Below are 13924 nucleotides of genomic sequence, written 5' to 3' on the forward strand. Positions count from 1 at the left end.
GATCGCCCTAAGTCTGTTGGAGCCTTCGGGGTGCAGTGTATTGAACCATCACAAAAGCGCAGATGCCTTGGCATTTGACTGCTTCCCCCGAATGTATTGGACGTGAGATTGCCGCGATTTCCTCGTGCCATTCGATGGGGGACGACCTGTGGATAGCCTTGATTTTTTTGAACAGTTACTGTCAAATCAGGGTCTATGGCTACTAAGTGGTTTAGCCACCCTAGCCTTAGGCTGCTTTGTAGGCGAACCGGTGATGCTGTCGCTGGGGCTTGCGGCGCTGATTACGGCGATCGCCTCAGTTCATCCAGCCTTGAGTTACAGCCTACAGATTGTAGTATGGATCATCCTTTCCATTGCCTTCACGGTTCTCATGCAGGGATTTATTCCTCGGGAGTCGGATGTGCTGCGGCTGCCTGTGGAAGCGACGGTGCATGAAGAAATACCGATCCAAGGCTATGGTCATGTTTGGTATAACGGTGCCCTCTGGAAAGCCTGCTGTCATTTAGACTATGGGGCGATCGCTCCTGGGCAAATTGTCTTAGTGGTGGGCCGCCAAAATAATACCTTGATTGTGGTGCCGACCTATGTGCCGCTGCCGCCCTCCCGTCTTTCGTCCAACGGGGCAGAGCGGTGATGGAGGTGGCCTGAATCCTTGTGGGATGGGAATGCTAGAATGCGCCTAGCTAACGCTAGCTGGCTAGAGAGAGATATCTAAACCTAAATGATGGAACGAGCCACGCTGGCCCTAGCGTGTAGCCCTTACGGTTGAATCTATGTCCTGCTGGCGATCGCCCTCTTTGCCCACATCCTTGCCCGCATCCTTGCCCATATCCTTGCCCGCATCCTTTTACCGCAGTCTATCCTATGGCTCCTGAGATTACTGTCCTTGCTGCATTGGTGCTTGCCGTTGTTGGGTATATGGTGGGCTCGGTCAAAATTATTAACCAGGGCAACGAGGCCTTGGTAGAGCGGCTGGGACGCTTCCATCGTAAGCTGACGCCGGGGCTGAATTTCATCGTGCCGGGCTTAGATAAGGTGGTGTGGGAAGACACGACCCGTGAGCAGGTGCTCGATATTCCGCCCCAGGAAGCGATCACCAAAGACAACATTGCCTTGGGCGTTGATGCGGTGGTGTATTGGCGTATTTTGGAACTGCCGCAGACCTATTACGCGGTGGAGGACATTGAGAAAGCGCTGGCTGACCTGGTGACGACCACCTTGCGATCAGACATCGGTTTGATGGAGCTGGAGGAAACCTATTCATCCCGAGGGCGCTTAAATCAACGGTTGCTCTATCAGCTTGATGAAGCGACGGCTCCATGGGGCGTGAAGGTATTACGGGTGGAAGTGCAGAACATCACCATTCCCGAGCGGGTACGGGAGTCCCTTGAGCTAGAGCGGGCATCCCAGAGTAAAAAACGGGCAGCGATCGCTGAGGCGGAAGGGAAGAAGCGAGCCGCCATTGAAGAAGCCCAGGGTACCGTTGAGTCGATTCGCCTCATTTCCGATGCGTTGAAGGAGCAAACGAATCCCCAAGCGGTATTGCAATACCTAGTGGCTCAAAAGTACATGGAGACCAACTACCGTTTAGGTCAAAGCAACAACGCTAAGATTCTCTTTATGGATCCGAAGGCGATGACCGAAGGCATGGCCGAGCTGATGTCTCCTGGCCACGAGCCGCCCAATGGCGGCTCCCAGCCACCGTCAGGCGAACCGTCGAATCGTTAACATAGCTAGCGTCTAGAGCAGCGATCGCTCTTGGGCAATGGCGCGGCGCAGAAGATTACGGTAGGCACTATCGGTGACGTTATACGCCCCAAACCGCGCTAGATGAGGATTCATCATCTGGGCATCGAAGAGCAAAAACCGTTGCGATCGCAGCCGTTCAACCAGCTTCACCATCGCCACCTTAGAGCCATCAGGAATGCGGTAGAACATCGACTCGCCAATAAAGGCACCGCCAATCACAATGCCCAAAATGCCGCCCGCTAGCTCATCGTCTCGCCAGGTTTCAATGCTATGGGCCCAGCCAGCTTCGTGGAGCTGCTGGTAGATCTCCTTGAGTTCCTCAGAAATCCACGTCTGGTCGCGATCGGCACAGCCATTGACGACGTCTTGAAAGGCGCGATCGATGGCCAAGGAAAAGCAGTTTTGATTCAAGACCCGCCGCAGCGACTTGGGATAATGAAAGCGATCGTCGAGGGGGATGAGGGTGCGCTGACGGCTGGCATACCAGTTGAGGTTGTTGCCCTCCTCATCGGCCATCAAAAAATAGCCTTGGGCATAGCCGTGAATCAAGGTGGGGATGTCATACTGGGAAGAACTGATCAAGCGCGTCTGAGCCTCACGGATGATGAAAGACTGACAACGTTGCCGATCACCCCTAGGTATGGTTCTCTAGTCACGCTCCTATGCTAATGATCAGCCGGCTGATCACCCTAGATAGGCGTAGACTCCAGAGCATCCCAGATGCGATCGCCAAGGACTGAACCCATCATACGACCATTCAAACCTCGGCGTGGGGCTAACCTATCTGCTGAGAGCGATCGCTTGATTGGGCTGCACCTGATCAGATTCCAGGGATGCGATCGCAGCACACCGTTTGATATGTTGATGTTGAGGTTGATGTTGAGATTGAGATCTGTTTATGGCTGAATCAATTCCAGCAATTACCCTACCGCCGGCTGATAATCCTCAACAGGAAGGCATTTGGCTGCAGCAAGCCTTACACCAATGGCTTGACCAAGAATTTTTGCCGGAGCCTGCCAACGAAGAGATTGCGGCTCGGGCGGCTCAGGTGTTTGTGCGCCATCGCATGGAAGGGGAAAATGATGTGGGGTCGCTGTTGATTGCCGTGCTCACCGAGATGCAGGCGTTTGACTTCTCCAATAGCTTCTACGGCGAGTTTGCCGTGGCCAACGCCATGAGCGATTTGCTGTTAGATAGCTTGGGTATCGATCGCTGCTGTGGTCAGTAGTTGGGCATTGTCATCAGAATCCGGTTATGGATCCGGTGAGGGCAGTGGCGATCGCCCAGCCATCGACGAGGAGCAGGAGTAAGGTAAGGCTCAGCAAGATCAAATACATCCAAGGCTGGGACAGAGGCCGCACATCGCTGGTGTCGATGGTGGTGTAGGCTTCAACCTGGCGCACGAGTTCGGCAAAGCCCGCCACCCGCATGGGTAGCAGATAGGCGCGATCGCGTTCGGCGGTGACGAAGTAATACACTAGACCACCCTGCCCCGTGGTGCGCGGCTTCAGGGCTTGAATGCTGCTCCAGTTGAGCGACCAACCCCGGCGAAACAGGCTCGGCACCCAGCGAGGATAGGCCACCTGAATGGTGGTGGGCGTAATCACTACCCGCTCACTCAGGGCTGCATAAAGGGCGATCGCTCCTAGCACTAGACCCACGATGAAAACCCAAGGAGAAATAGGAGCTTGGGTGGCGATCGCCAAGATGGGTAGGGGAATAGTCAGGGCAGTATAAAAGCTGAGGAGCGTCAGCCGAATGAGCGGCGAGATCCGAAATGTTCTGGAGGTTTGCTCTTGATTTTGCCCATCTGCAACCGTGGTCATAGACGATGTCATCTCATGAATATCCGTTTCTAGTGTAGCTAGTTTGCGATCGGGGGCAAGGCAGCTCGTATCGCTGGTCATCAGCCTCTGAATTGTTCAAGAAACGTTGAGATGGAGACCCAATCCAAGATTTCCCCTTTCATAATGGGTATCAGGGGATTGCTGATTTGAACCATGAGCCCTGTAGAGATACATCAGGGCTAAAGCCGCACGCAAAATTTGTACGAGATCTCGTTTTTGGCGTATGGGTTGCGATCCGTAGTGAGTTTACGCCTAGAGTCTCAATGGTTACACTGGAAGCCTGAGCAAGCCCATTGCTAATTGCATCGACTAGAGCAGGGTAGGGGGCGATCGCTTAGGCAAAAGGGTGCATGACTTAGATAGGTACTAGCTCAAGAGATCTCCATGGGTGGGTTAGCCCCTTCGTCACAGGATGAGCTTGAGCGGTATTCTGGTTGCTGGATATATAGGTTGCTGGACACATATAGATGTCCCAGTCGTCACTCTATGACCATACGAGGCCTTCCGATGGGTGTGCTGGTATCGTCCTGGCCGTGACCCGTACAGCCTTGGGCAGCATGAATTGCCGACAGCCACATGATCACTCCTGTCTTGACTATTGAAGATGTTTAATCCCACGACGACCCTGATTAATGCCTTTGTACAAGAGCTACATCAGGGCTATGAACAAAACTATGGTGGTCTGAAACCCGACTACGCCAACATCATCAGTTGGTCGGGGCGGATGGCGCTGGAAAATATCGCCAACAGCGACGCCCTCTACCACAACGTTGAACATACCCTGTTGGTGACTCTTGTGGGGCAAGAAATCTTGCGCGGCCGGCATATCCGTGAAGGGGGTGTGTCCTGTGAAGACTGGATGCACTTCATAATTTCGCTGCTCTGCCATGATATCGGCTATGTCAAAGGGGTGTGTCGCAATGATCACAACGGTTTCTATTCCACAGGGCTAGGTACCGAACTGGTAGAAATTCCGCCCGGTGCCACCGATGCCAGCTTGGCTCCCTACCATGTGGATCGTGGCAAGCTGTTTGTGGCGGAACGATTTAGCGGCAACCGTCTCATTGATGCCGAGGTGATTAAGTCCAACATTGAGCTGACGCGATTTCCGGTGCCGGAAGATGGCGATCATGCGGACACCAAAAATTATCCTGGCTTGGTCAGAGCGGCTGATTTAATTGGGCAACTGAGCGATCCGCGCTATCTCAAAAAAGTAAGTGCCCTGTTCTACGAGTTTGAAGAAATGGGGTTTAATGAGCGCATGGGCTACAAGACGCCGGGTAATCTACGGCGTAGCTACCCTAAGTTTTATTGGTCTGTGGTCTACCCCTACATCAAAGACTCTTTGGGATATCTCTCGTTGACCCAAGAAGGACAGCAGGTGATCGCCAATCTCTACTCCAATGTGTTTGTGGTGGAGCATGAGGGCGAGGACGGCACGCTCCAAGGGTGAGATCTGCTACCCAAACTCTTTATCAAACGTGAGGTTAAAGGCTAGGCTCTGTTTAAAACCTGCTAAACCCCTTGATCTTTCGTACGAGAGAATCAGGGTTTGGATGAGTTTTAAACCACTCCCTAGTACTCTGAGGCGTCAGTAACCCGCCTATGAGCTGAGACGGGAAACCTTGTGTCTCCCGGATCCTTTTCGTTTTTCTGTTTTCGTTTTTCTGTTTTCGTTCTTCTGTCTTCCGGCACTAGGGCGCTTAGAGACTAGGGGTGACGGGCTGAGCAAGCTCGTTTTGCACAAGGGTGCGGATGGCGCGAAACTGAGACTCGGTCAGCATGGCGATGGGATGCTGGCGGGTGACCACGGCCACGGCTTCCCATAGATCTAATCCTTGATAGAGACAGAGATAGCTGGCACAGACGGTGGGCGATCGCTCCACTCCGGCTAGGCAATGAACATAGACGGTCTGGCCGCGCTGAATGCGGGTGTGGATATGGTGAACAATATGACGCAGTTGGCGTGGATCGAGACCAAAGATGTAGCTGCTATCGGGAAGAATGAAGCGCGCATGGTCAAACTGCTGGGGGATGTCTGTGGGAATGAGCCCTTCTGAGGGGGCGCAGAGCGACACCACCGACTGAATGCCCGCTTGATGAAGGCTGGAGTAATTTTGGGGAGTGGGGAGTGGGCCAACGGCAAGCTGTTGGGGCAGGATCCAATCTAGGGCAAGGGCAGCGATCGCTGTTCGGGGGTTAGGATGTTTGGACGGATGCGACGGTCGAAATACAGCCTGAATATGTTTCAACATAACGGTGGTTGCCAAGATCTAAAACAATAGCCATGCATCCCCAGAATGAGAGTGCAGACATCCAGCAGGGATTGTGCTGCCTTCAGGGAAGGCTATGCAGGTGCAAGCTCAAGATGATAGATGTGGCAAGTTTTGGACAGCGATGAAATGGGGCAGGATTGGCTAAGTTCCTGCGTCCAGATGCGTTCACGTTGTCCTTGCGAACAAAAAACGTGAGCCCGTTCTGCAAAAACAGCAAGGTTCACGCTTCATGCCATAGCTTTCTTTTTTCCCAGGCTAGGTATCAGATCCGGATAGTTTTCCCAACCGATGTCGCTAAACCGACCTCGCCGTCAACTCATCTAGCCAAAGCGACCGGTGACGTACTCTTTGGTAGATTGCTGTGCTGGGTTTTGGAAAATGGTGCTGGTTTGGTCATACTCAACTAAGTAGCCCACCTTGCCGCCTTTGTCCGTGGCTTCCGCATTATAGAAAGCTGTATAATCTGACACCCGAGATGCTTGCTGCATATTGTGAGTGACGATGACGATGGTATATCGTTCCTTGAGTTCATGCAGCAGTTCCTCAACCCGCAGGGTCGAAATTGGGTCTAATGCAGAGCAAGGTTCATCCATGAGAATAATCTCAGGGGAGATTGCAATGGCGCGAGCAATACACAGCCGCTGTTGTTGACCGCCAGAAAGAGATAGACCGCTCTCCTTCAGCTTGTCTTTCACTTCATCCCACAGCGCTGACCCTCGCAGGGATTGTTCAACCAGCTCATCCATATCACCTCGGTAGCCATTAATCCTGGCACCAAAGGCAATGTTTTCATAGATGGACTTGGGAAAGGGGTTCGGCTTTTGAAACACCATGCCAATGCGTCGCCGCACTTCCACTGGGTCCATGCTTTTGGCGTAGAGATCTTGACCGTGGAAGGTAATCCGGCCTTGAACCCGAGCTGTGGGGATCAAGTCATTCATGCGGTTGAAGCAACGCAGCATGGTGCTTTTGCCGCAGCCAGATGGGCCAATAAACGCCACGATTTTGTTTTTAGGGACATCTAGCGATACATCCCGGACAGCAAGGCTCGACCCATAGTAAACATTGACGGCCTCAGCCATGAGGGCAGGTTCAGTTGCCATACTGGTTGTAACAGAGTCTTGCATCATTTTGTGTGTCAGGGTAATTCAACAGATTGCTTCTGGGGTCGGGCTTGGATAGGGCTTGTAACGTAGAACTGAAGCTTCAAGGCTAGTAATGGGTGGGGGATGGGGGAGCGATCGCTTTCCCATAGACAGGATCGACAAGACCCTTAGAGTCGTTGTTGAAACTTGTTGCGTAGGAAAATAGCGGTCGAGTTCATCAACAATAAGACAGCCATCAAGACAATAATCGCCGCCGCTGAGTTGACATGAAACTCTGCCTGAGGGCGAGAGACCCAGTTGAAGACCTGGATCGGTAGAACGGTGAAGGGGCTTTGAGGGCCTTCGGGCAAGAATGAGATGAAGGTGAGCGCCCCAATCATGATCAAAGGAGCGGTTTCCCCGATCGCCCGCGACAGGGCCAAAATCGTGCCGGTGAGAACACCCGGAAACGCCAAGGGCATCACCTGGTTGAGCACAACTTCCCAGCGAGTGGCACCCAGAGCAAACCCAGCCAGCCTGAGGCTGTCGGGCACCGATCGCAAGGCTTCACGGGTGGAAACGATGATAATCGGCAAAATCAACAGCGCTAGAGTTAGTGCTCCAGAGAGAATGCTACGTCCGCCTGTGATCGGCTCCATGATCCGCACAAAGACTTGTAGACCCAAGAGACCATAAATAATGGACGGAACACCCGCCAAGTTATTGATGTTGATTTCAATCGCCTGGGTGATCCAATTATCCTCTGCAAACTCTTCTAAGAAAATCCCTGCACCCACACCCAAAGGAAATGACACTATGGCCACAATAGCCATGACCCAGATTGTGCCGACGAGTGACGATAAGATGCCTGCATCGGCCGGACGACGGGAAGGAAAGTTGGTGAAAAATGACCAATTGATGCGCGGTAACCCATCGATCAACACATCGACTAGAAGAACAACCAAAACCAAAATGGCGATGGAGACGGCCACAATGGTGGCACCTTTAAAGATGCGGTCTAAGCGGTACCGAAACTTAATGTTGATATTGAACAATGAGCCAGCATCTGCGATGGATGACAGATTCCCAGCAGATGCCTGTGGTTCTTGCGTGGTCATTCGTACTTCTCCCGAAACCGGCGGACAAACCAGAAGCTAAAAATATTGAGGGTTAGGGTAATGACAAATAGGGTCATGCCCACGGCAAAGATCGTTTGATAGGCTAACGACCCGGCGGGGGTATCTCCCAAGCTAACCTGGACGATAAAGGCAGTCATTGCCATCACAGGAACCAAAGGATTGAACCCTAATGTCGGGTTTTGACCAGCCGCTAGGGTGACAATCATGGTTTCCCCGATCGCTCGGGAAATAGCCAAGATCAAGGCTGACACAATACCCGACAGGGCTGCTGGCAAGACAACGGCAATAATCGTTTCGCGCTTGGTGCTACCCAGGGCATAGGCTCCATCCCGGAGACTACGAGGCACGGCAAACAGGGCATCCTCACTCAGTGAGGCCACAAGCGGTGTGATGGAAATACCTAAAACAATGCCCGCACTAAGGGCATTAAATCCTTGAAGTCCTGGAATAAATTGATCCCAGTTTGGGATGATGCTTTGAAGCCAAGCGGGCGTTGCTGTTCGCAGCAATGGCGAGACAAAGAGCAAGGCAAAATACCCGAAGACAACACTTGGCACCCCAGCTAGGAGTTCGAGCGCGGGCTTGAGCACTGCGCGCACCTTAGGAGAGGCATACTCACTGAGGAAAATGGCAGATAGGAGACCCAGGGGCAGAGCAACCACAATGGCGATAAAGGACACCATCACCGTTGCACTGATGAGCACCATGATCCCAAACTGGGCACTGGAAAATAAAGGTGTCCAGCGAGTTTCTGTCAAAAAACGCCACAGAGGAACTACTTGGAAGAACGCAACGGCTTCAAAAATAAGCGTTAGGACAATACCAATCGTGGTTGCCACGGAGACCATAGCAAAGGCTCCGAAGATCATCTTAACGATAAATTCGGTGCGCTTGCTTACGGCTCGATTGGGCCGCCACAGGTCGGACTCTGAAGGTGTGCTAGCAGTCATGCCATGAAAAAAGTGATTGTATGGACAATAAATTGTAGTGTGCCACTGCCTACGGCTGGTGCTCCTGAGTCTTGATGGAAGCTAGGTTTGGCGTGAGTTAGACGCTTTGCTTAATACTTAGCTGACGTGCTCAACAACGACTATAGGACAGCGACATAGGCCAAGACGGTGACTGCTATGGTGATGATTCATCCTCCATAGCAGTCAGTATGTCATGAAAGGCTTGCTACTAAAGGCTTGCTACTAGAGGCTACTATTACAGCACATCAGCTAGCTTAACGCCTACAGCAGAACCACCTTCAAACACAGATCCGGTTGTGCCGGCTGCTAAACGCTCTTGTGCAGCCTCTAGGACGGCATCAGGCAGCGCCACATAGCCGACTTCTTCAACTAGACCTTTGTTTTCGAGAGCAATTTGATACTCGGCGAATGCAAGCACGGCTGGGTTGTCGAGAGAGGTCGTCTTAACGTAGAAGAACTCAGGACGGGATAGGGGCTGATAGGATCCATCGCCAATGGTTTCTGGGCTGGGTTCAACACAGCCGTTGCCGTTATCAATGGCAACTAATCCGAGAGAGTCTTGGTTTTCTTCGTAGTAGGCATAGCCAAAGAAGGCTAGACCATTCGTGTCGCCGATCACCCCTTGAACCAAGACGTTGTCATCTTCGCTAGCGGTGTAGTCGCCGCGGCTTTCACCTTCAGCATCGAGCAAGGCTGCGGTGAAGTAGTCGTAGGTACCGGAGTCTGTGCCTGGGCCGTAGAGACCTAGCGTTGCATCGGGGAAGTCAGGACGAATTTGATTCCAGTTGGTGATTGTTCCTTCTGCTGAAGGCTCCCACATGGTCTTCAGCTCTTCTACCGTGAGGCACTGAGCCCAGTCGTTCTCAGGGTTAACCACGACGGAGAGGCCATCAAAGGCGATGGGAATCTCTACAAACTCAATGCCGTTTTCAGCACAGAGGTCGATTTCTTCTTGCTTGATAGGACGAGATGCGTTGGAGATGTCGGTTTCACCGGCACAGAATTTTTGGAAGCCGCCGCCCGAACCGGATACCCCAACGGTGACGCGAACGTCAGCGTTTTCCGCCATAAACTCTTCAGCCATAGCTTCAGAGATGGGGAATACAGTACTAGATCCGTCAACCAAGACATCGCCAGCGAGCCCAGAGCCCTCGGACGATGCTGCTGTTGAGGTACCGTCTGTCCCTTCGGTACCTGCGGTATCTTGACTGCCGCCTCCCGCACAAGACGCTGCTATGCTCAGAACCGCCATGAAAGATAAGATGCCTGCAAGGCGCTTGAAGCGGATCGTTGGTGCCATATACATAATAGTTGCTTTGTGTTGACTCAAAAGTTGGATACGACGTGATTACACGAGCCGTCCATGAGAACCTATCATCTCAACATAAAGCCTAGGTTAAGATGCCTACGGGTTCAGAGAATTGGGTTTTTTAGAAAAGAAAATCCGAGTATTATCGTATTAAAGGGCGATCGCTTGAGCATAGTACATATTCCTGCCTCAAAACCGGTTGAAGAGGCTAATTTTTATCTAAACCTCCGAAATATGATCATCATAGGGTCTGTGTGGGACACTAGGCAGAGTAGATGAATGGGGTAGGCCGATGCGCTATGTCATATATGATGGCACCTGCAATCTTTGTGTGAACTGGGTGCGACTCTTGGAAGCCATCGACCAAGGTCAACGATTTTGCTACGTGCCGATGCAGGATGCAGCTATGCTGGAGCAGTTGGACATCACGGCAGCGGATTGCGAGATGGGCATGATCTTGGTAGACGGGGCAGATGCTTCTCAGCGCTGGCAGGGCAGTGATGCGGCGGAAGAAATTGGGCGATCGCTGCCCTTGGGGGAGATGCTGGTGGCGGCCTATCGAAATGTGCCGGGGATGAAGTGGATGGGCGATCGCCTCTATGAGCAGGTGCGCGATCATCGCTATCCATGGTTTGGGCAACGGGCCCTGTATACCTCGGCCTACGGTGCCTGTGAGACGGGAAGCTGTGGTGCGGAGTCTGCATCGCCGTCGGTGCCCCAGCCAGATTGATCTAGAATTTGTCCTGAAACCAGGGGCGATCGCTTGCAAAGAGGGATGAACATACCCAGCGATCGCCATGAGTGATATTTCCCTGTTAGCGATGAGCCTTCTGACCCAGACTCAAGTGCCGGTCTGGATGTTGGAACCGCCGCCGTTGCCCCACGCATCCTTGCCGGATGCCATGACGACTTGCCAATCATGGGGACTGTCGGATGTGATTCCGCTCACCATGGCTTGCTCCCAGGTGTTGCCGGAGACCAGTCGAGAGCGATCGCTGCCCCTGTTTAGCACTGCTGTTCAAGCCCCAGAGACCCATCCAGTTGCTTGGCAGCCGGCTGTGCAACAGGTGGCGGCGGAACCCTCCCAACTTGCGGTGGCCAGCCCTGGAACGCTGAACTGGGATGAACCCATAGTTAGCCCTCGCCCCCGCCCTAGCTCTGGGGGGCAGATGTATGTACAGCGGCGGGCGGCCCTGCGGGCCGGGCAAACCTATACGCGGCTGCCGGTGGATAGCTTTCAGAGTGATTGGCAAGGGGCGACGCTACAGCCCACCTATGAGGAATGGGTAGACTTGCTGAATCAAGAGGCTCAGTCTATGGCGCGAGGGCAAGGCAGCAATCGTCTGACGGTGATGGTCGGCGATTCGCTCAGCCTTTGGTATCCCACGGAGCAACTATCAAGCGATCGCTTTTGGTTGAACCAAGGTATTTCTGGAGATACATCGGCGGGCGTTTTGCAGCGGCTGTCGGCGTTTGACCAAGCTCGTCCCGATCGCGTCCATGTGATGGTGGGCATTAACGACCTACGGCGGGGAGCGTCGGACGAGGAACTGCTGGGCAATATTCATCAGATTATGCAACGCTTGCGGCAACAGCATCCCGATGCGGAAGTGGTAGTGCATTCCATCTTGCCAACCCGGCTGCCTGCCTTGCCAAGCGATCGCATTCAGGGCTTGAATCAACAGATCGCCCGCTTAGCTCAGGCAGAACAGGTGAGCTATCTCGATCTCCAGATGTACTTTACAGATGCGGCGGGAGTGCTCCACCGTGATTTGACCACGGATGGCATTCATCTGAGTCAGCGGGGATATGCGGTGTGGCGCTTGGCGCTGCAGCAGTTTAACTTGGCTTAGGGTTGGAGATATAAAGAGGGGTAAGGGTTGAGAGCAAAGAGGCGATCGCTTGCTTAGGAATGCTAAACTATTATACAAAGTATAATTCAGCTCGGCAGTATGGATATTCAACTGAAAAAGTGGGGGAATAGCCTAGGCTTACGCATTCCCCATCGGTTGGCGGAGAGCTTTGGATGGGATGAAAACTCGACAGTGGAGATGTTGGAAGTAGATGGGGCGTTGGTGATCCGCAAGAAGGCGATCGCCACCTCTTTGGACGAGTTACTGGCCAGTATTCCTGACGATTTTTACTACCCCACGGATGTGAACGACTTTGTGAACAGTGGGCCAGAGGGGCAGGAATTGCTCTAGGAAAGGAGATCAGGATGCAGTTGCGCCGAGGTGAAGTGATTCGCGTCAATTTGAATCCCACCCAGGGAAGAGAGCAAATGGGAGATGCTCTCTCCTGCTTAGTGTTGAGCCAGATGTCTTTTAACGCGGCTAGGGGTGGCCTGGTGATTGTGTCACCCATTGCCAGCACGGTTAGACCTGAAATTAAGACGCTAATTCCTATTCCTGAAGGGTTTCGGGTGAGCGGGTCGGTGATTGCCGAGCAGATTCGCACCATCGATTTGAGCCAGCGCTGGTGGCGCAGTATGGATGAGCATTTGCCTTCGGCAGTGGTTGATCAGGTTGTGGCAACGCTGAATCTCATCATTGGCAGCTAGGCGGGGGCAGTAGGAAAATTAGGTGAATAATCCCTATCGTTTCTACGCTCTGCGTGGGAATGCTCCGGTGGCGCTCTTGCACCCAGATCTCAATGGTTGTAGGAGCGCTCGAGATAGGTGTCAACGCGGGAGCATTGGCACCATAAATCTTCTTAGCTCGAACGGCGTTGACCCAGCAAAATGGGAATCAGCAGCAGTTCAACGCCAACCAGTAGACAGATAGAAATCAGGAAAATCAGCGTGCCGATAGCGTTAAGAGCGGGGGTGAGGTTTGCGCCGAGGAAGGTGTAAATCGCCACGGGCAGGGTTTGCTGAAATCCAGATACAAACCAGGCAATTACAAATTCATCGAAGGAAAAGGTGAAGGCTAGCAGCCAAGCGCCAGCGATGCCAGGAATAGACCAAGGTAAGACAACTCGCCACAGTGCTTGCCATTCTGTTGCTCCCAGATTCCAAGCGGCTTCTTCCAAATCTTTGGGCATTTGCGATAGGCGTAACCCAATCAGGGCGATCGCTGTGGGGATCAAAATCACCACATGGGTAAGAAAGATGCTGATCAGTTTGCCTTGAAGCTGCAGACCAGACAGCAGCCCCAAAAAGGCCACGCCTAAAATTAGCGGCGGGATGATGATCGGAATAATCAGTACGATGGACAGGAGTTTTTTGCCCAGAAACTGGAAGCGATTTAGGACATAGGCCGCGCAGAAGCCTAGAACTGTGGCGGCGGCAGCGGCGGCGGGGGAAATCCATAGGCTGTAGCCGAGGGACTGGATCAAGCGTCCATCCCTAAACAGGTCGCCGTACCAGCTTAAGGTCCATCCCGTCCAAGGCAGGGTAGGAAAGCGGGAATTTTCAAAGGAGAAGATCACCAAGGTCAAAATAGGCAGCATCAGGAAGAGATACATGCCGCCGAGGTAAAGCCATCCGACTAGGCTGAGTAGATTGATGGAGCGGGTGGGACGGGCGGAGAGTTTGATGGCAGTCATGG

The 13924-nt window shown here is 52.9% G+C and carries 16 protein-coding genes; 8 read left to right on the forward strand and 8 right to left on the reverse strand.

Going from position 1 to position 13924, the window contains the following annotated elements; all coding sequences use genetic code 11:
• The first annotated feature begins 148 nt into the window (after positions 1 to 148).
• Together JUJ53_RS24605 and JUJ53_RS07395 are read left to right on the forward strand one after the other, a co-directional pair.
• Positions 149 to 634, forward strand: coding sequence for an NfeD family protein (locus JUJ53_RS24605; RefSeq protein ID WP_204151354.1), 486 nt, complete (start codon positions 149 to 151; stop codon positions 632 to 634).
• 230 nt (positions 635 to 864) lie between these two features.
• Complete coding sequence (locus JUJ53_RS07395) at positions 865 to 1728, forward strand: stomatin-like protein (RefSeq protein ID WP_204151355.1); 864 nt, start codon at positions 865 to 867, stop codon at positions 1726 to 1728.
• Between the two features lie 12 nt (positions 1729 to 1740).
• On the opposite strand, the gene aat is transcribed toward JUJ53_RS07395, so the two are convergent.
• Positions 1741 to 2328 carry a leucyl/phenylalanyl-tRNA--protein transferase gene (gene aat, locus JUJ53_RS07400; protein WP_343327913.1) on the reverse strand — a complete coding sequence of 196 codons (588 nt, stop codon included), beginning with the start codon at positions 2326 to 2328 and terminating at the stop codon, positions 1741 to 1743.
• Between the two features lie 319 nt (positions 2329 to 2647).
• Between aat and JUJ53_RS07405 the strand changes: the two genes are divergently transcribed.
• Complete coding sequence (locus JUJ53_RS07405; RefSeq protein ID WP_204151356.1) at positions 2648 to 2977, forward strand: hypothetical protein; 330 nt, start codon at positions 2648 to 2650, stop codon at positions 2975 to 2977.
• A 13-nt stretch (positions 2978 to 2990) separates the two neighbouring features.
• Here the strand turns inward: JUJ53_RS07405 and JUJ53_RS07410 are convergent, their stop codons facing one another.
• Positions 2991 to 3575, reverse strand: coding sequence for a hypothetical protein (locus JUJ53_RS07410; protein WP_204151357.1), 585 nt, complete (start codon positions 3573 to 3575; stop codon positions 2991 to 2993).
• A 625-nt stretch (positions 3576 to 4200) separates the two neighbouring features.
• On the opposite strand from JUJ53_RS07410, the gene JUJ53_RS07415 reads away from it, so the two are divergent.
• Entirely contained in the window at positions 4201 to 5049 is an 849-nt protein-coding gene (locus JUJ53_RS07415) for an Npun_R2479 family HD domain-containing metalloprotein (protein ID WP_204151358.1), read from the forward strand.
• A gap of 250 nt (positions 5050 to 5299) precedes the next feature.
• Here the strand turns inward: JUJ53_RS07415 and JUJ53_RS07420 are convergent, their stop codons facing one another.
• The 5 genes from JUJ53_RS07420 to JUJ53_RS07440 form a co-directional block, all read right to left on the reverse strand.
• A complete protein-coding gene (locus JUJ53_RS07420) occupies positions 5300 to 5851 on the reverse strand; it encodes a dual specificity protein phosphatase (protein ID WP_204151359.1) in 552 nt (183 codons plus the stop codon).
• Between the two features lie 341 nt (positions 5852 to 6192).
• Positions 6193 to 6975: a phosphate ABC transporter ATP-binding protein PstB gene (gene pstB / locus JUJ53_RS07425; protein WP_239124857.1), complete on the reverse strand. Its 783-nt coding sequence runs from the start codon at positions 6973 to 6975 to the stop codon at positions 6193 to 6195.
• A gap of 170 nt (positions 6976 to 7145) precedes the next feature.
• Positions 7146 to 8075 carry a phosphate ABC transporter permease PstA gene (gene pstA / locus JUJ53_RS07430; protein ID WP_204151361.1) on the reverse strand — a complete coding sequence of 310 codons (930 nt, stop codon included), beginning with the start codon at positions 8073 to 8075 and terminating at the stop codon, positions 7146 to 7148.
• Positions 8072 to 9046, reverse strand: coding sequence for a phosphate ABC transporter permease subunit PstC (gene pstC / locus JUJ53_RS07435; protein ID WP_204151362.1), 975 nt, complete (start codon positions 9044 to 9046; stop codon positions 8072 to 8074). Before pstC ends, pstA begins: the two co-directional genes overlap by 4 nt.
• 256 nt (positions 9047 to 9302) lie before the next feature.
• On the reverse strand, positions 9303 to 10367 hold the full coding sequence (locus tag JUJ53_RS07440; RefSeq protein ID WP_204151363.1) for a PstS family phosphate ABC transporter substrate-binding protein: 1065 nt from the start codon (positions 10365 to 10367) through the stop codon (positions 9303 to 9305).
• 301 nt (positions 10368 to 10668) lie between these two features.
• On the opposite strand from JUJ53_RS07440, the gene JUJ53_RS07445 reads away from it, so the two are divergent.
• From JUJ53_RS07445 to JUJ53_RS07460, 4 genes are all read left to right on the forward strand, one after another.
• Positions 10669 to 11106 (forward strand): DCC1-like thiol-disulfide oxidoreductase family protein, encoded by a 438-nt coding sequence (locus JUJ53_RS07445; RefSeq protein WP_204151364.1) that lies wholly within the window; start codon positions 10669 to 10671, stop codon positions 11104 to 11106.
• A gap of 67 nt (positions 11107 to 11173) precedes the next feature.
• On the forward strand, positions 11174 to 12229 hold the full coding sequence (locus JUJ53_RS07450; RefSeq protein WP_204151365.1) for a GDSL-type esterase/lipase family protein: 1056 nt from the start codon (positions 11174 to 11176) through the stop codon (positions 12227 to 12229).
• A 99-nt stretch (positions 12230 to 12328) separates the two neighbouring features.
• Positions 12329 to 12580, forward strand: a complete 252-nt coding sequence (locus JUJ53_RS07455) for an AbrB/MazE/SpoVT family DNA-binding domain-containing protein (protein WP_204151366.1) — start codon at positions 12329 to 12331, stop codon at positions 12578 to 12580.
• A 14-nt stretch (positions 12581 to 12594) separates the two neighbouring features.
• Positions 12595 to 12936, forward strand: a complete 342-nt coding sequence (locus JUJ53_RS07460; protein WP_204151367.1) for a type II toxin-antitoxin system PemK/MazF family toxin — start codon at positions 12595 to 12597, stop codon at positions 12934 to 12936.
• A 152-nt stretch (positions 12937 to 13088) separates the two neighbouring features.
• Here JUJ53_RS07460 and JUJ53_RS07465 read toward each other — a convergent pair whose 3' ends face one another.
• Positions 13089 to 13922, reverse strand: coding sequence for an ABC transporter permease (locus tag JUJ53_RS07465; RefSeq protein WP_204151368.1), 834 nt, complete (start codon positions 13920 to 13922; stop codon positions 13089 to 13091).
• Positions 13923 to 13924 lie beyond the last annotated feature (2 nt).

The sequence above is a fragment of the Leptolyngbya sp. CCY15150 genome (assembly GCF_016888135.1).
Classification (GTDB): Bacteria; Cyanobacteriota; Cyanobacteriia; order RECH01; family RECH01; genus RECH01.